Raw genomic sequence first — 19,326 nt, forward strand, 5'->3', positions numbered from 1 at the left:
GCCCTGCTACCTTGGTCGCTTATGAGCGGCGCCGTATGCCCGGGCTCATTCGACCCGGTGACGTTGGGCCACATCGACGTCTTCGAACGCGCCGCGGGTCAGTTCGACGAGGTCGTCGTGGCGATCCTGACCAACCCCGCCAAGAAGGGAATGTTCGAGATCGACGAGCGCGTGGCGATGATCGAGGAAGCGACGGCTCATCTGCCGAATCTGCGTGTCGAGGTCGGGCAAGGCCTGGTGGTGGACTTCGTCACCTCCCATGGGATGACCGCGATCGTCAAGGGCCTGCGCACCGACACCGATTTCGAGTATGAGTTGCAGATGGCGCAAATGAACAAGCACATCGCCAACGTGGACACCTTCTTCGTGGCGACCGCGCCGCAGTATTCGTTCGTGTCGTCGTCGTTGGCCAAAGAGGTCGCGATGATGGGCGGCGACGTCTCGAAGCTGTTGCCGGAGTCGGTGAATCGCCGTCTGCGCGAAAGGCTTTCGTGAGGCTTTATCAATAGGGCGGGTCGTCGGGCAACCGCGTCGGGGCGTCGGGGACCCAATCATCGGGTAGTTCCTCGGGCTCGCGGGGTTCGTTGATCCAGGTGCAGAACGGGCTGGTGCTCGATGCGCCCTTGAATGCGAACAGACTGTCGCGCATATAGTTTCGGAACTTGCGCGCGGCAACTTCCTCTTTGCGGGCTTGCGACCGCCGATTCTGCATGCGCGCTTGACTGATCCGAGCACGTCGCTGCTTGGATCTGTCACGTCGCACCGGAGTCGGTGTGGCACACGCCGGTCCGCGCGCGTGAGCGAAAAGATCCGCCCCGGCCGGGTGCGTCCGGTATACCCGCCCGCTGGGTGAGGTCCAGTCGACGGTGCCGTCGGCAAGTTGTGTGTCGCGCCATCCACCGTGGAAGGTCTTCAGCCGATGATGTTGGCGACAAAGGCATTTGAGATTGTGTGCCACCGTCAGGCCACCGGCTGTTGGGTCCTGGTGGTTGAACGGGATGGTGTGGTCGATATCACATACCACTGCGGGACGGCTACAGCCCGGGAAGCGACAGGTCAGATCCCGGCAACGAACAAAGCGTTCGAGTGCCGCGGATGGCTGGTAGCGCAGTGCCTCCGCCGGGCTGGAGAGCGGGTTGGCAACGAGTTGTGCTGCGGCGCCGGACAATTCACGTACCTGCTCGGCGTCGATGATCCCGTAACCCTCGAGGTAGCCCGGCTCATCGCCGTCGGCATAGACCGTTTGTGCGCTGGCGACCACGTTGATGACCACCCGCACACCGGCTGAATCCGGATCGCTGTCGTCGGCGCCGGCCGTGGCAGGACAGTTCGGCTGTTCGCAGCGGCACACCAGGGCCCGCCCCTGCGTCAGCGCGGCCAAGGCGTCGGCACGGCGCTGATCCATCGTCCGCGGGTCGGCGGCGCACACTTGGCCCGCGAGTTGCGAGAGCCGACGATCGAAGGCGGTCGCGGCCGTGGCCCCGACGGTGCCGTAGATGTCCGCCATCCCGTTGTTCAGCGTGCTGATCGCGATATACCGGTCATTCTCGGCGGTCTCGCGTCGTTGACGGGCAGCATCGGGATCGACCGCCCGCACCGTGGCGTCGACCGCATTGACGATGCGTTGTCGTGACCAGCCGTGCCATTTCCCGATGCGGGTGGCCAGTGAACGGTCGACCTCGGCGATCAGCCGGTCATCGGTGATCAGGTCGGTGCGGCTGATGATCAACCGGACGGTGCGCCAATCGGTGCGGCCCTCCGACAGCAGAGCCGCGAGGTTGGGAAGCCGGGTATCCAGCGACTCCGCGTATGTCACCAGATAACTTGCCGCCATCGGGGAGAGGTTCATCGCGGCGGCCACCTCGGCCGCGGTCCGCTCGAACCCGTCGATCACGGCATAGCCATGCCCGCGTTCGGTCTGCTTGGTGGCGGCCGCCCGGTGCCGAAGCAATGCCGCCACGGCGGCCATCCGCCGCGCCACCAGCATCGACTCCTGCCGGTGCGTTGACTCGATCTCCGTCACCAGATCGGCGGGATCGGCTGATTCGAACACAAGTTCGATTATAGGAGAGTGCCCCGACAACTTTCCGGACGGAGTTGAGATTCCTCAGCCGCACGGTCGCGGTCCATGAGAAGCTCATTCTTGATTTTTCGACAGACGGCTTCGGCCACCGCGGGGGATACGCGTCAACGCTGTGATGGAAGGACTCGGCAGTGGATGAGCGACCTACCGCTGTATTAAGCGATCGCACCGAAGCGGCTGTGAGCCCTAGCTTGGGCGGCTGGCGAGCGACGACCGCGCCGGCGGCGTTCGCGCCGCAAGACATCGCTCACATCCTGCAGTACGTGCGCCACCCGGTTCATGTCGTCCGCGAGGACGCCACCGGTCAGCTGGGCCTGGCGATGGGCGGCGAACTGGTCGGCGCCGGTGGGGCCGACATATCACTGATGGGGACGCTTCCGCCGATCTATCCGGAATGGCTCGGCGACCGCGAGTTCTGCGAGTCCCACGGGATCCGCTTCCCCTACGTCACCGGTGCCATGGCCAACGGGATCGCCACTCCTGCACTTGTGGTGGCCATCGCGGAGGCCGGGATGCTGGGCTTCTTCGGCGCGGGCGGCCTCTCGTTCGCTGCCGTCGAACGAGGGCTGGCGGAGATTCAGGCGAGGCTGGCCGGCAGGCCACTTGCCTGGGGCGCCAACCTGATCCACTCGCCCAACGAGGTTGCGCTCGAGGGCCGGGTCGCCGAGCTGTTCATCGAACGGGGCGTCCGCGTCGTCGAGGCCTCGGCGTTCATGAAGCTGACCCTCGCGGTCGTGCACTACGCCCTGTCGGGCCTGTCGACCGATCCGGCCGGCGCGATCGTTCGCAAGAACCACGTGATGGCCAAGATCTCGCGTCCCGAGGTCGCCCGCATGTTCATGGAGCCCGCGCCCGCGGCGTTGGTGTCGGCGCTCGTCGCGTCCGGCAAGCTGACTCAGCGGGAAGCCGAGCTCGCGCCGCATGTACCGGTGGCCGAAGACATCACGGTCGAGGCCGACAGCGGCGGCCACACCGACAACCGCCCGCTGCCGGCGTTGTTCTCGGAAATCGTCCTGCTGCGCGACAAGCTGGCACAGCAGCACGGCCTGGCCACCCGGATCCGCGTGGGTGCCGCCGGGGGGCTTGGAACACCACAGTCGGTCGCGGGCGCGTTCGCGATGGGCGCCGCCTACGTACTGACCGGCTCGGTCAACCAGTCGTGCATCGAGTCGGGCCTTTCGCCGCACGCCCGCGGGATGCTGGCCAAGGCCGGAGTGGCCGACGTGATGATGGCCCCGGCGTCCGACATGTTCGAGATGGGCGTGAACCTCCAGGTCCTCAAGCGTGGTGCCATGTTCGGCCCCCGGGCGAAGAAGCTCTACGAGTGGTATGCGGCCAACCCCAACCTGAGTGCCGTCGTGGACAAGCATGGTGCGGAGCTGGAGAAAATCCTCGGCAAGAGTGTCGGGGAGGTCTGGGCCGAAACACATCAGTACTGGGAGCAGCGCGACCCCGCGGTGCTTGAACTCGCGACCCGAGACTCGAAATATCAGATGGGGCTGGTCTTCCGCTGGTACCTCGGCAAATCAAGCCGGTGGGCGATCGATGGGCAACTGGATCGTGTCCTGGACTACCAGATCTGGTGCGGCCCCTCGATGGGAGCCTTCAACAGCTGGGTGGCGGGTAGCTATCTGGAGGACGCCGAGCAGCGGACAGTCGATCAAGTAGCGCTGAATTTGCTTGAGGGCGCCACCCACATCAGCCGGGCCCACCAGGCTCGCAAATGCGGTGTGCCCGTTCCGGCGCAAGCGTTCAACTACACCCCACGCCCGCTTTCTTTGTAGGTGTTTCCGGCCTGCAGCAGACGAATGCGGGCCCTTTCCGCATGGCGACAAACTGTGCCGGGGTTGCGGAATTGTGAGCTGCTGACGTGCGGTTAGCGCATTGTGATCCGATAATTCCGCGGAGACGACCCGCTTTCGGGGCGCACCGAAGCTGACACGGCCTATTCACGTGCTCGCAAAAGGCGGCGGAACGCGAACAATATCCAGATATTTCCTGTTACTCGTCAGTAACCGCGAATTGACGGATTTGGTGACGCCTGAATTCAACGCCGCCGACCGCCGCAGCGGCGTATCCAGGCGCTTTAGCAAAGCTCGCCGGGTGTGTTTACGCGTGCGCCCGGCGGCTGTTGGCGCGGAGACCGTACGCACGGTGTGCGACAACGGAAATTGCTGGCAGAGGCACCCGAATCACCCATAACCAACTATGTCAACCCGCAAAACCGTTGGTCATCACCGGCCCGGAATGTCGGTCAAACGGTATTGACAGTTCGTCAGTACAACAGGCGCGGTTCTGATATGGTCCCCGCGAGCGCTCGGCCTGTCTGGGGGGACAGGTCAATGCAGCAAAACCCGGACGATCAATCTTCGGCGTGCCGCAAGTAAACACTCGATGTTGCTCGTCTAGCCAATGCAAAGGTGATCGATGGCATCCAAGCACCCCCCAGTTGCGGTTGTTGGCGTCAGCGCGCTGTTTCCCGGGTCTCCCGAGGCCGAGCGCTTCTGGCGCAACATCATCGGCGGCGTCGACCTGTTCTCCGAGGTCCCCGAGTCACACTGGCGCATTGACGACTACTACCACCCCGATCCGCATATGCCGGACAAGGTATACGCGCGTCGCGGCGGATTCTTGCCTGATGTCGACTTTTCACCAATGGATTTCGGCATTCCGCCGAACGTTATGCCCGCGACCGATACCGCCCAGCTGCTTGCACTACGGGTCGCGCAACAAGTTTTAGAGGACGCGGCGGGTGGTGATTTTTCTCACATCGATCGCGAACGGATCAGCGTCATCCTCGGTGCCTCCGGCGGCACGGAGCTGATCACCTACATCAGCGGCCGTCTGCACCGGCCGGTTTGGGAGCGAGGACTGCGGGCTGCCGGTCTGTCGGAGCCCGAGGTTGCCGCGTTCAGCAAAAGCGTGACGTCGAACTACGCGACCTGGCAGGAGAACACCTTCCCCGGGCTGCTCGGCAACGTGATCGCCGGGCGGATCGCCAACCGCTTCGATCTCGGCGGTACCAACTGCGTCATCGACGCGGCATGTGCCAGCTCGCTGGCAGCACTCGAAGCCGGGCTGCACGAGCTATACCTCGGCGAATCGGACATGGTGCTCGCCGGCGGAGTCGATGCCTTCAACGACATCTTCATGTACATGTGCTTCGCCAAGGTGACGGCGCTGTCGGCCAGTGGCGACTGCCGCCCCTTCTCCGACCAGTCCGACGGCACGATGCTGGGCGAAGGACTGTCCATGTTCGCGCTCAAGCGTCTCGACGACGCCGAGCGCGAGGGCGACCGGATCTACGCGGTGATCCGGGGCATCGGCACCTCCTCGGACGGCCGGGCAAAGAGCATCTATGCGCCCAGCCCGGCTGGTCAGGCGAAGGCCCTACGGCGCGCCTATGAGGCTGCGGGCTACGGCCCGGAAACGGTCGGGCTCGTCGAAGCGCACGGCACCGGGACCAAAGCCGGGGACGCCGCCGAGTTCGAAGCGTTGCGGGAGGTCTTCAACGCGTCGGGCCGCGAGGATCGGCAGTGGTGCGCACTCGGCTCGGTCAAGTCCCAGATCGGGCACACCAAGGGTGCGGCCGGCGCGGGTGGGCTGTTCAAGGTGGTGATGGCGCTGCACCACAAGGTCTTGCCGCCGACGATCAAGATCGACCGGCCGAACCCGGCCCTCGAGATCGAGCAGTCGCCGTTTTACCTTTCCACCCAGTCCAAGCCATGGCTGGCCGACAACGGTGTTCCCCGGCGTGCGTCGGTCAGCTCGTTCGGCTTCGGCGGCACCAACTTTCACGTCGCCGTCGAGGAGTACGCGGGCACCGGAAAGCGTGCCTATCGGTTCCGCTCGTGGGATTCCGAACTGGTCGTGCTCGGCGCGCCTTCTGCGGCGGCGCTCTCCGAGCAAGCCGCTGCGCTGTCGGCATCGCTGGTCGACAGTCCGGACATGCTCAGCTGGATCGCGCGCAACACGCAAGCCGCGTACAACGCCGCGCAACCTCACCGGCTGGCTGTCGTCGCCGACAGTATTGCGACCTTGCAGACCATGCTCGACGACGTCGCGGCGAAGCTCAGCGCGGCGGATGTCCCGTCGTCGTTCGCCTCCCCGAGGGGCTACTTCTACTCGGCGCAGCGACCGGGGCCCGTCGCATTGCTGTTCCCGGGACAGGGCAGCCAGTACGTCGGCATGGGCGCCGACCTGCCGCAGCTTCACGAGTCTGCGTTGGCGGCATGGGAGTGCGCGCGAGCTGACCGGTTGAATGCCGATCGCGATCTGCACGACGTCGTCTGGCCGAAGACGGCCTTCGCCGATGACGAGCGCGCGCGGCAGGCGGCCGAGCTGACGAAAACCGAGTGGGCACAACCGGGTATTGGCGCGCACAGTCTGAGTCTGCTCTCGGTGATTCACTCGCTGGGCATTGCACCCGTTGCCGTCGGTGGTCACAGCTTCGGCGAAGTCACCGCGCTAAGTGCCGCAGGAGTTTTCAGCGGCGAGGTGGCGCTGCAGATTGCGCGTAAGCGCGGTGAGCTGATGGCCGAAGCGGCCACTAACAGCGACGGCGCGATGTGTGCGGTGACCGCGCCCGTCGAGCAGGTCCGCCAACTGATTGGGGAGTGGGGGCTCCCGGTTGTCATCGCGAACCACAATGCTCCCGATCAGGCTGTGCTGTCCGGGAATAGCACCGCCATCGACCACGCGGCGCAGCGGTTTGCCGCGGCGGGCATCAAGGCGCGACGCCTGGATGTCGCTACCGCATTCCATTCCGACATCGTCAGCCCGGCGGCGGTCCCATTCGGTTCATTCCTGGCCGGTGTCGCGTTCGGCATGCCCGAGGTGCCCGTCTACGCCAATGCGACAGCGCAGCCGTATGCCGGTGATGCCCAACAAATGCGGACCACGCTTGCCAACCAGATCGCTCAGCCGGTGCGGTTCGTCGAGCAGATTCAGGCAATGTGGCGCGCCGGTGCGCGCACCTTCATCGAGGTCGGCCCCGGCGGCGTGCTGACAAATCTTGTCGGCAAGTGTCTCGCCGGCGAGGAGCACTCCGCGGTGTCGCTGGATGCCAAGGGCCGCAATGGCATTCGATCGCTGTGGATCGGATTGGCCCAACTCGTCGCCGCGGGCGTGCCGATGAATTTCGAGGACCTGTGGGCCGACTATCGCATCGGCGACGATCCGCGCAACCGCGAGAAGCCGAAGCTGACCTTGAAGATCAACGGATCCAATTATGGACGGCCGCCAATCAGCGATGAGGCTGTGCGGCGACCGTCCGATACCGAAACAATTCTCGTCCGCAGTGGCCGCAGCAACGGGCACAGGACCGAATCGGAGTCCAAATCTATGCCATCTGAATCCATTACCCCCGTGGTCCACATCAACGGCACGCCGTCCGCGGTCCCGCCGCCGGCGCCGGTTGCCCCGACGGTGATGCCCGCCGCGCCCGCGGCCGCGCTCAACGGTCATGCCGCGAGCAATGGCAACGGTCATGCCGTCAGCAATGGCAATGGCAATGGCCACCTCGGTGCGTCCGCGACCGCCGTGATCGCTCCGCCTGCGCCGGTGACGATGGCGGCTCCTGCGCCTGTCGCGGCGCCCGCGGCCGCACCCGTGCTGAGTGCCGAAGCGGTGACGGAGATGATCGCAGCGGTAGGAACGCTGCGGGACGCCTTCGACAGCCTGCAACGCGTTTTGCAAGGACTGGTGGCCCCGTCGGCGGTGACCGCGCCACTTGCTCCAATTCCGGCTACTGCCAACGGAACTGCATTGGTGACCCCGGTCGCTCCGCCTGCCCCGGCCCCGTCGGCGGCGACGGCTCCGGCTGCCGCGCCGGCCGCGGGCGCTGCGGTGGCCCCGGTGGTTGTGTCGGTGGTGGGGGTGGATTTGGTGGGTCAGATGTTGGATGTGGTGGCGGAGAAGACGGGTTATCCCGTTGAGATGCTTGATTTGTCGATGGCGTTAGAGGCGGATTTGGGCATCGATTCGATTAAGCGGGTGGAGATTTTGTCGGGGGTGCAGGAGCGGGTTCCGGTGTTGCCTGATGTGGAGACTGGGGCGATGGCGTCGTTGGGGACGTTGCAGGAGATTGTTGATTATCTGCAGTCGCTGATGGCCCCCGTCGCCCACACTGGCGCCCCACCGATGCATGCCCCACCGCCGGTCCCTGCCATCTCCAGCGGCGCCATGGCGGGTGACCGCCTCCCTTTTGAGTTAGCCGGAGTAGCGATCGCGCGCCACGCGGTGCGCGCAATCGCTGCTCCGGCAAGCGGAATGGCGATGCCGGGCCTCTACAATGCCGCCAACGTGGAGATTGTCGCCGCCGCACCGGGCGTCGGTGAGGCCCTGGCCGGCCTCCTTCGCGACCACGGGATCAGCGCCACCACCGTTAACCAGCCGAGCGCCAGCGCCGAGGCCGTGATCCACCTCGGCGGGCTGCAGCAGACAACCAGCCGGGAAGACTTGCTGGCCCTCAACCGCGCGGTCTTCGCCGATGCACAACGCATCGCCGCGCGATATGAAGAACACGGCGGCGTCTTCGTCACCGTTGCGGATACCGGCGGCACCTTCGGTCTGCTCACCGAGCCGGGCTCGCGCGCATGGGCCGGCGGCATCGGCGCCCTGGCCAAGACAGCCGCGCAGGAATGGCCCAGGGCACAAGTCAAGGCCATCGACATCGCGGCCGCACAGCTTGCCCCGACCGCCATCGCCGAGCACATCGCGCAGGAGATATTGGCGGGTGGGGCCGAATTGGAAGTCGGTCTGGGCAGCGCGCACGGACGAGTCACGGTGGTCGCCGACGCGGCGCCGGTGGCCACCCACACCCGTCGCATCGACCAGCGTGACGTCATTGTCGTCTCGGGTGGCGGCCGCGGAGTGACCGCCGCGTCGGTGATCGCGCTGGCGGAACAGACTCGGGCCAGCTTCGTGCTGATCGGGCGCACCGAACTCGGCGACGAACCAGCCGCCGCGCGGGGGCTGACATCCGACGCCGAACTCAAGCGCGCCTTGCTGACTGGCGCTGCGGCACAAGGACTTAAGCTGACGCCCAAGCAGCTCGAACAACAGGTGCAGCGCATCCTGGCCGATCGCGAGGTGCGCGCCACGCTTGCTGCCCTATCCGCCGCCGGCTCGCGGGTCCGCTACGCCACGGCCGATGTGCGCGATGCGTCTCAACTCGGCGCGCTGCTTGACCGCGTGCGCGCCGACTTCGGGCCCATCACCGGGTTGGTCCACGGCGCCGGTGTATTGGCCGACGCGCCTTTGCACAAGAAGACCCTGGACGGATACGACCGTGTCTTCGAGACGAAGGTCGGCGGTCTGTGCGCCCTGCTCGACGCGACAGCCGGTGACTCGCTGAAGCTGGTCTGCCTGTTCTCGTCGGTGGCAGCACGCAGCGGCAACGTCGGCCAAAGCGACTACGCCATGGCCAACGAGATACTCAACAAGGTCGCCCTGGCCGAACAGGCCCGCCGCGGTCCCGGCTGCCTTGTTCGCGCATTAGGCTGGGGCCCTTGGGATTCGGGTATGGTGACGCCCGGTCTCAAGGCGATGTTCGAGTCCCGGGGAATCTCTTTGATCCCGCTTGCCGACGGTGCCCACGCATTCGTCTCCGACGTGCTGGACGGGCAGACGGCCAGTCCGGAGGTGATCCTCGGAGACGGCGTATTGGCAGGTGTGCCAACCCATCCGGTGTCCGCCGAGGGCCGGGTCGCGCGTGTGGTGGCCCAGGCCGCCCGCCAACCGTATCTGGCCGACCACCGCATCCAGGGCAACGTGGTCCTGCCCATCGTGCAGGCGCTGGAATGGTTTGTGCGGATGGCGCAGGCGTGCCGCCCAGGCCAGCGTGTGGATCGCGTCGTCGACCTGCGGGTGCTGCGCGGCGTGACGCTGTCCGAGTTCGACCAACGCGGGGACGCACTGCTGGTGCGTTGCGCGTCGATCGATGGTCACCCACATCGGCTGGCGTGCACGTTGTCCGACGCTTCCGGATCGAACGCCTACTATTCCGCGACGCTCGAAATAGGCAGGGGCTCAACGGCGGTGCCGACTCTGGCTAGCGCGCCGGCCGGCGGCAAACAGCTCAACCGCGATACCTGCTACACCAACGGTGCGCTCTTCCACGGTCCCGCCTTCCAGGTCCTCGAGGGCGTCGACTGCCAGACGTCGTCCGCCACGGCCCCCTTGTACGGGCTCTCGGTGGCGGGTTGGGCGGGGGAAGGCTGGGCGACCGATCCGGCCGCGCTCGACGGCTGCCTGCAAGCGGCACTGGTGTGGAGCTTTGAACAGCTCGGGGCCAAGGTGCTGCCGCTGCGGGTGGGCGAGATCGTGCGCTACCGAGCCGGTGCGCTCGGCGATGGGCTGCGCTGCGTGCTCTCCAATGGCGCGGCGAAAAACAGCCGAACCGTCTGCGACCTGGACCTCATTGACGCGGACAATCACGTGGTTGCCAGCATCAAGCGGCTTGAGATGTACCCCTACGGCAGCTGATCTCAACCGAAAGCCGCGGAGTCGTCTTGAAATTTGAACCCATCGCGATCGTCGGCCAGGGCTGCGTTCTGCCCGGCGGCCTGAGTCCCGACGGGCTGTGGGACACGGTGCGTGCGGGCCGCGACGCGCTCGGCTCGGCGCCGCCCGGCTACTGGGGCGTATCGGCTGAGCACATCCTGCGCGACCCGAAGAACTCCGCCTTCCTGGACCACACCTGGTCGGACCGAGGTGGATATGTGCGTGGCTTCGATCAGGCTTTCGCGCCTCGGGACCTTCTCCTCGACGCCGCGGCACTCGATGGTCTCGATCCGCTGTACCTCTGGGCCATCGAGGCGGCCCGGCAGGCCATTGCGGGGGCGGGCTGGCGTGCCGGCGAAGTCCCGGGCTCGGCCGGGGTGGTCCTCGGAAACTTGAGCTATCCGACCAAGACGATGACAGACCTGGCTGAAAAGGTCTGGCGCGGAACAGCACACAGGATCGATTGGCGTAACCGGTTCATGTCCGGCCTGCCCGCTCATCTCATCGCGAACGCGCTCGGCCTCACCGGGGGTGCCACCGCCCTCGACGCCGCGTGCGCTTCATCGTTGTACGCCATCAAGCTCGCCTGTGACCGGCTGCACGACCGTACCGCGGATGTGATGCTGGCCGGCGGTGTCAACGGGGCCAGTGATCTGCTGTTACACGTCGGCTTCAGCGCGCTGCAGGCGCTGAGCCGGTCCGGCAGGTCGCGCCCGTTCCATCAGGACGCCGACGGTTTGGTGCCGGCCGAAGGCGCGGCGATTCTGGTGCTGCGCCGGCTGGAGGACGCGATCGCCGACGGTGACACCATATTGGGCGTCATCAGGGCGGTCGGCCTCGGCAACGACGGCCGCGGACGCGGTCTGCTGGTGCCCTCGCAGGAGGGGCAAGAACGCGCGATGCGGCTCGCCTACGAGATGGCCGAGCTCGAGCCGCAGGACATCTCCCTGATCGAGTGCCATGCCACCGGAACCGCCCGGGGCGATCTGACCGAATTGATGAGCATGGCGCGCATTTTCGACGGAATGACGAACGTGCCGATCGGATCGCTGAAATCCAATCTCGGCCACTCCATCACGGCATCCGGTGCCGCTGGAGCCATCAAGGTGCTCGCGGCGATGCGGGCACGAATCCGGCCCCCGACGCTGCACGTGGACGATCCACTGCCGTTTATCGCCGACTCCCCGTTCCGGCTGCTCACCGAAGCAGAAACCTGGCATTGTGTCGGGCCACGTCGCGCCGCGATCAACAACTTCGGCTTCGGCGGCAACAATGCCCACCTGTTGCTGGAAGAATGGGTCCAACCTGCCAACAAGCATCTCGCCCGTCCACAATGGCCGGTGACCGTGACCGGAGCCGACGCTGACATCGCGATCGTCGGGCTGGGACTGCTGGTGGGCGATGGACACGAAACCCTCTCGGTAGCCGATCATCTGGTGAAGAATCAGCCGATTCCCCGCCGCGATGACAGCGGTGCGGTACGGGCGCGGATGTCCGAGGTCTGCCTCGACCTTACTCAGACACGTTTCCCCCCAACCGATCTCAAGCAGACCCTGCCCCAGCAAATCGCCCTTCTCGGTGCGGCGATGAATGTCGGTGGTCTGATCAAAGATCTCCCGCCCGACACCACGAGCGTTATCGTCGGGATGGGCTGTGACGCCGAGGTGACACGACTCGGGGTGCGTTGGCGGCTGGCCGGCGAGATCGATGACCCGGATCTGCTGGCGACGGCGCGCGACGCGGTGGCGCAGGGATGGACCGCCGCCGGGGTGGTCGGCGCGATGCCCAACATTGTGGCCAACCGGTTGAACAGCCAATTCGACCTTCGCGGACCGAGTTTCACGGTATCGCGCGAGGAGCTTTCCGGCACCACGGCATTGGAGATGGCCGCCCGCGCATTACGGGCCGGCGAGATCGACGCGGCAGTCGTGGGGGCGGTGGACCTCAGCTGCGAACCCGTGCACGAAGCGGCGGCCCGGGAGCTGTTGGGATCCGGTGAGCAGATATCCGGTGACGCCGCCGTCGTACTCGTCCTCAAACGCGCCGACGATGCACACCGTGACGAGGACACGGTTCTTGCCACTGTGTCCGCGGGCCGAGGACCGAGCGGCGATTGCCTTCGGTTGGGCACCGCACCCGGCGCAACGGACCTCTCGCCCCTACTCGGGCACGCCCACGCCGCATCCGGGCTGCTGCACGTCGCCGCCGGTGTGATCTACGGCTTTCTCGGCGTACGTCCCGACGGCACGCAATGGTCTTCGCGGCGGCGAGAAGTCGCCATCGCCCTCGACGCGCTGGCCGGCCAGGAACAGCAAATCGTGCTGGTGGCAACGCCCGTCGACCAGCATGACGCCAGCGCGCTCGACGCACACCGGACCGAGACGGGATCCGGGTCGGGAAAGTCGACCTGGCTGCGATTCCCCGGTCATCTTCCCGACGTCCTGCTACCTAAGAACGTTGTTGACGTCGAACAGGATTCACGCTTTATCACCAGTAGAGGGGAGCAGCGCATGGCAACACACCTCCCGGTTCCCCCGGTTCTGCCCAAGGCGCAGCAGGCGTTGGTGCGGGTGCCGCTCGGCGCGGCGCTGACCGCCAGGACGCCACCAGAGCCGCTGACGGTTGTCTACGACCGCGGCACGCACCCGGCCGCCACTGGGGACAGCGTCCGCAACGGCTCGGGCCACAACGATTCCACGTCGACTGCGCGCAACGGCGACACGGTCTCGAAGCCGTTGGCGCCCAAAGAGATCGACAAGCCGCCCCTGGCTGGTGCCTGCAGGGCGGTTCAGCCGGTCCGGCCCGCGGAAAAGCACGTTCCGGCGCCTACACCCAAGCGCGCGCCGGTAGGTCTCGCGCTCGACAAGGACGGTCTGCGGGTGCACGCGTCGGGGAAGATCTCCGACATCTATGGCCAGGCGTTCACGGTGCAAGACAATTACCTTCGTCAGGTCCGGATGCCGGAACCGCCGCTGCTGCTGGCGGATCGCCTCCTGGGCATCGACGCCGAGCCGGGCCGCAACGGTACCGGAACCCTGTGGACCGAAACCGATGTCACCTCCGATGCGTGGTATCTCGATCAGGGCCGGATGCCCGCGGGCGTCATGATCGAGGCCGGGCAGGCCGACCTGATGCTCATCTCATGGATGGGCGCCGATTTCGCCAACAAGGGTGACCGGGTGTACCGCCTGCTGGGCTGTGAGGTGACCTACCTGGGCGGACTACCCGAAATCGGCGACACCCTGCGATTCGACATCCACGTCGACGGCCACGCCCGGCAAGGCGACATCCGCATCTTCTTCTTCCACTACGACTGCGCGATCGACGGTGTCGAGCGCATGTCGATGCGCAACGGCCAGGCCGGATTCTTCTCCGACGAAGAGCTGGCCTCCTCCGGCGGGATCCTCTGGCGTCCCGAGGACGAGACCGTCGACGGCCCGATGGAACCGGCGCCGTCGCCGACGTCGCGGACCTCGCTGTCCCGCGCCGACCTGGAGGCAATGTCGGGCGGTGAGATTTGGCGCACATTCGGCCAGGGGTTCGAACGTGCGGCCAGCCACACCCGCACGCCCAGCATCGGCGGCGGCGACATGTTGTTCGTAGACGAGGTCGTCCAGCTGGATCTATCCGGCGGCCCGTGGGGGCGCGGCTACCTGCGGGCGGCCGCGCACATCGATCCCGAAAAGTGGTACTTCGCAGGACACTTCAAGAACGACCCGTGTATGCCCGGCACGCTCATGTTCGAAGCGACCATGCAGACCATGGCCATCTACATGACCGCGCTCGGGATGACGCTGGAATGCGACGGTTGGCGCTTCGAACCCGTGCCTTTCGAGACCTATAAGTTGTCGTGCCGGGGTCAGGTCACACCGCAATCGCGCGAACTCGTTTACGAGGTGTTCGTACGTGAGGTGCTCGCCGGGCCCGAGCCGACGTTGTTCGCCGACCTGCTGTGCACCGTCGACGGGTTGCCGGCGTTCCACTGTCGCCGGATGGGTCTGAAGCTCTCGCCCGGCTGGCCGATGGATCTGGGCGCCAAGGAGTTGGTCGGACACGTCGAACCCAAACCAGTCGCCGAGGTCGACGGCTTCGCGTTCGACTACCAAGCGATGCTGGCAAGCGCTATCGCCAAGCCTTCCTTGGCGTTCGGCCCGCTGTTCGAGAAGTTCGACTCCCATCGCAAGGTGGCCAGGCTGCCCGGCCCGCCTTACCACTTCATGTCCAGGGTCACCGAGCTGGTCGGTGAGACCGGCGTCGTGAAGGCCGGTGCGGAAGTCGTCGTGGAGTACGAAGTACCCAGCGATGCTTGGTATTTCGCGGTGAACGGGACGCCGACGATGCCCAACGCGGTGCTGATGGAGGTCGCCCTGCAGCCCTGCGGTTGGCTGGCCAGCTACGTCGGCTGCCCGTTGAACAGCGAGAAGGATCTTTACTTCCGCAACCTCGATGGCACCGGCCGGCAGCACCGCGAGGTCACACCGTCGACCGGAACCCTGCGGACCAAGGTCTGTTTGAAGAGCATCGCCCAGGCGGGCGGAACCATCATCGTGACCTTCGACGGTCAGATTCACGCCGACGAGGGTCCCGTCTACACCTTCGACACGGTCTTCGGATACTTCGGCCGCGAAGCGTTGCAACAGCAGGTGGGGCTCCCGGTTACCGACGAGCAGCGCGCCGTCGCGCAGCGCCCATGCGACGCACCGGTCATCGACCTTTGCGCGCGCCCGCACGAGTTCTTCGGTCCCGGAGCGCGATTGGCCGATCCGATGCTGTTGATGATCGACCGGGTGACGGGACGATGGCCAACCGACGGCGAGGCCGGCCTCGGCCGGTGGCGCGCCGTCAAGGACGTCGACCCGGCGGAGTGGTACTTCAAGGCCCACTTCTATCAGGATCCGGTGCAGCCCGGTTCGTTGGGCATCGAAATGATGTTGCAGCTCCTGCAATTCGCGATGCTGGACCACGGGCTGGGCACAGAGGCGGGACCCTCGGCTCGCTTCGAGCCGGTCGCGCTGGGCGATGCGATCACCTGGCGCTATCGCGGACAGATCGTACCGACGAACAAACAGATCTCCTCCGAGCTCGAGATCACCCGCATCGCCCGCGACGAGGGTGATGTTCCGGGCATTCTGGCCGTGGCCGACGCCTCGCTGTGGGTGGACGGCAAGCGGATCTACAGCGCGACCAACCTCGGCATGCGCATCACACGCCATGTGCCGCAAGGACAATCGGAACCGCAGCTCGGCTCGTCGACGACGTCACCCACCCTACCCGCCACGGCCACGGTGCCAACGTCCGCGACGGCGCAAGCCACGACGGTGGAGACGACCATCGATCCCGCCGCCGACAGCTGGATCACCGACCACTGCCCGACGTATGTCATTCCGTCGCTGCCGATGATGTCGGTGCTGGATCTGTTGGCGCAGGCGGTCAGCCGCGCCGCGGGCACGGCCAAAGTGGTCGAGGTCACCGACCTGCGGGTGGTTCGCTGGATCATCGTCGATTCACCCAAGCGGCTGCGGGCGATCGTCGTGCCCGTTGGACCCGGACGTTTCGAGGGCCGGCTCGAGGTGTGGCGAGACGCCCCGAAAGCGGCGTTGTCGCGCTGGGAAACTCACGCCCACGCCACGATCGTCACCGCGGAGCAGTACGCCGGCGAACCGGCGACTCCGGCCGAGTTGACCGGGGCGGTGCCCTTCGCCACCCCGTACGCCACCAGTGCGGTGTTCCACGGACCCGCATTCGCCACGCTGACCGACGGTGCCCGGATAGCACGCAACGGGTCGTCCGGGAAGCTTGCGGTCGAGCTGTGCAAGGTTCCGGCGGGCCTGCAGCAGCCGGGACTCCTCGACGGTGCGCTGCATATCGTTCCCCACGCCGCGATGAGCGTATGGACCACGGACAGTTGTGCGGTCGAGTCGTATGCGGACGCGGCGGACCCGACCGTCGCGTTTCCAAGCCGGGTCGTCTGGGCGCGGTTCTACCGTGACGCCCCCACCGAGGGTGCCGTGGAGGTGGAAGCCCGTTTCGTCGGTTTCGACGACGACGATGGCCGCTTGCCGGTTATCGATCTGTGGTTGAGCGCCGGGGGCAAGCCGTGGGCCTACATTCGGCTCGTCGAAATCCTGTTGTCCAAGGGACCGCTCGCCCAGGCCGGCGGCTTGAAGCGCCGCGCGTTCCTGGCCGAACGCCGGGCGGTGCCCGCGATGTCGCTGGGCGAGCGGCTCGACGAGGGCGTGGTCACGCTCGATTCGGTCCGCGCGGCAACGCTGGACTGGTTCAAGGGCACCCTGCACGCGGTGTATTGCACCGACAGCCAAGGGGATTCGCTGCTCGTCGACATCGCGGCGAAAGAAGCGGTCGCCGATGCCGCCCACAACGCCATCCACCCCGGCCAGGTTCTGGTTGCCGGAAGCCAGGTGAGCTGCCCGGCGCTGCCGCTGGAGCGCATCCGGATCGAGATCGAGCAACCGCGCCAGCGGGTGTGTCGCGCCAGTGCGTCGTTGCAGACGGATTGGCGACCGGTGCGCGACTGGTGGGCCGCCACGCTCGGGATGCAGCGCGACGGTTTCGCAGATGTGCTGCACGGGGCCCTGCTGTCGCGCTATGTCCGGCATGTCATCGTCGCGGACCCACCGTCGATGGCGGCGATTCAGGGTCGCCCGGTCCTGCTGCTGGGCAACCACCAGGTGCAGATCGAATCGCTGTTGGGCACCACCATCGCGTCATGGCTGACCGGCACGCAAGTGGTGCCGATCGCGCATGCCAAACACGAAAACCGTTGGATCGGTGAGCTGTTGCGGCTGCTCGACGCGGTAGCGGGCAGGCAACTGCGCACCATCCGGTATTTCGATCAGCAAAACCCCCAGCAGTTCCTGCACCTGGTCGAGGAAATCAAGCGCGATATCGACGCCCACGCCGTGTCGACGATGGTGCACGCCGACGGGACTCGCCAGGTCCACTCCGGTCAGCGCGTCGAGCGGCTGACTTCCACCCTGCTGGACATGGCGATCGAGATGTCACTGCCGATCGTGCCGGTGTACTTCGCCGGGGGCTTACCCGAGGAGCCGGTGAGTCACAAGCTCGAGGTGCCGTATCGCCAGGCCGCGCAGGACTACATCTTCGGCCGACCGATCATGCCCGAGGAGCTGATTGCATCGCCGTACGCGCACCGGCGACGTCTCGTCATCGATGCCATCAACGAACTCGCTCCGTTCAGCGATGCGCCCAATCCGCCAAACCTGGCCGTGGAGAACCGAATTGCGGCCGCCGCCCCCGGTGCGTCGCCCCTGGAGTCGGTATGGGCCTGCATCGAGGACGCCCTGGATTCCGTCGGCGTGAATTGGCGCGACATGATCAGCACCGAACAATGGACGGCGGCACTGGCGCGTCAGTGATGGTGACCGTCGGCCGCTTCCGGGGAGCCGCCCATCATCCGTACCATCGGCATTCCTCCGGACGTGACGAACCGGACGATCAGCACCGCTGCGACGACGAGAAAGACGATGTTGAGCCAGCTGGTGTAGTTCCACGAGATCGACGCTTCCATCACCGTGGCGGTGCGCCCGGCCGGAATGAGATTCGTTGTGCCGAACAGTAATTCGACGAGATACCCGGCCCCGACCATTGAGGCGTAGAAGGTGCCGAGCAAGGTCAGCATCATCGCGGTGCCGTAGTACTTCCGGTAGATGTTCAAGATCGGCAGGATCAACAGGTCGGCGTAGATGAAGGCGATGACGCCGCCGAAGCTGATGCCGCCGTTCCACAGCACCGCTGCCAACGGCACGTTGCCGATCGAGCACACGAAGGACACCATCGCCACGATCGGCCCGACGATCGGGCCCCACACCGCGGCCCAGCCGGGGTCGTCAGCCAAGAAGAAACCCCGCCAGAAGGTTTCGGGCACCCACGCCGCGATGGCGCCGGCGATCAACAGGCCCAGCACCAGGTCCCGCAGGATCGCCAGCCATTCCATGACAAACACGTGCGACACCGACGTGAAGCCTTCTGCGGAAAGCAGGCGCTGGGCAAATGAACCGTCCCTCTTGACGGACATGTCCATGGCGGCATGTCCTTCCATCGATCCGGCGATGCCCCGGTCGGCCTGCTCGCGCGCGGCGTCGACGAGGCGGGACCGGACGAACAGCCGGAACAAGACGGCCAGGATGATGATCATCAGCGGGCCGCCGACGAACTCGGCGGCGGCGAACTGCCAGCCCATCAGCAGCGCCAGGATGATGCCCAACTCGACGACCAGGTTGGTGGAGCCGATCTCGAACGCCATGGCCGCGGTGAAATGCGCACCCTTGCGAAACAACGACCGGGCCAGGGCGACCGCCGCATACGAGCACGACGACGATGCCGCCCCGAGGCCGGCCGCTACCGCCAGGGTGCGCGGACGATCGTCGCCCAGCAGCGCCACGATCGTCGAGCGCCGCACCACCGCCTGCACCACCGCGGACAGCACGAAGCCGAGAATCAGCGCCCATAAGATTTCCCAGGTCATCGACCCGGCCAGCGCCAGGGCATGCTCGATTGCTGCCAGCGCCTTGCCTGTCATGGGCCGCTTCCTCTCTTCGGTGCTCTCCTCGGTGTCGATCATCGCGTATGCGCCGGCGCCGTGCAGCGGCTATTTGTGGGACCAGCGTGCCGGTCGCCCGGCGATATTGGCTGGTCAACGATATCGCCGATTCGCCAACGTGGCCGCGAGAGAACGGGTAGGTTCCTCGCGTGGAGGT

6 protein-coding genes are annotated in these 19,326 nt (G+C 66.1%); 4 read left to right on the forward strand and 2 right to left on the reverse strand.

All coding sequences use genetic code 11. The features are described 5' to 3' along the window. Positions 1-21 precede the first annotated feature (21 nt). Positions 22-495 carry a pantetheine-phosphate adenylyltransferase gene (coaD, locus tag AC5Y5O_RS14690; RefSeq protein ID WP_096286008.1) on the forward strand — a complete coding sequence of 158 codons (474 nt, stop codon included), beginning with the start codon at positions 22-24 and terminating at the stop codon, positions 493-495. 7 nt (positions 496-502) lie between these two features. On the opposite strand, the gene AC5Y5O_RS14695 is transcribed toward coaD, so the two are convergent. Further along, positions 503-2,053, reverse strand: coding sequence for an HNH endonuclease signature motif containing protein (locus tag AC5Y5O_RS14695; RefSeq protein ID WP_096286010.1), 1,551 nt, complete (start codon positions 2,051-2,053; stop codon positions 503-505). 209 nt (positions 2,054-2,262) lie between these two features. Here AC5Y5O_RS14695 and AC5Y5O_RS14700 point away from each other — a divergent pair, with 209 nt between their 5' ends. From AC5Y5O_RS14700 to AC5Y5O_RS14710, 3 genes are all read left to right on the forward strand, one after another. Next, positions 2,263-3,867: a PfaD family polyunsaturated fatty acid/polyketide biosynthesis protein gene (locus AC5Y5O_RS14700; protein ID WP_500025622.1), complete on the forward strand. Its 1,605-nt coding sequence runs from the start codon at positions 2,263-2,265 to the stop codon at positions 3,865-3,867. 643 nt (positions 3,868-4,510) lie between these two features. After that, positions 4,511-10,570, forward strand: coding sequence for an SDR family NAD(P)-dependent oxidoreductase (locus tag AC5Y5O_RS14705; protein WP_500025623.1), 6,060 nt, complete (start codon positions 4,511-4,513; stop codon positions 10,568-10,570). A 26-nt stretch (positions 10,571-10,596) separates the two neighbouring features. Next, a complete protein-coding gene (locus AC5Y5O_RS14710) occupies positions 10,597-17,985 on the forward strand; it encodes a beta-ketoacyl synthase N-terminal-like domain-containing protein (RefSeq protein WP_500025624.1) in 7,389 nt (2,462 codons plus the stop codon). Here the strand turns inward: AC5Y5O_RS14710 and AC5Y5O_RS14715 are convergent. After that, positions 17,979-19,148: a permease gene (locus tag AC5Y5O_RS14715; RefSeq protein WP_500025625.1), complete on the reverse strand. Its 1,170-nt coding sequence runs from the start codon at positions 19,146-19,148 to the stop codon at positions 17,979-17,981. The two genes, AC5Y5O_RS14710 and AC5Y5O_RS14715, sit on opposite strands and share 7 nt — an antisense overlap. Positions 19,149-19,326 lie beyond the last annotated feature (178 nt).

Source organism: Mycobacterium sp. NGS40 (genome assembly GCF_059812735.1).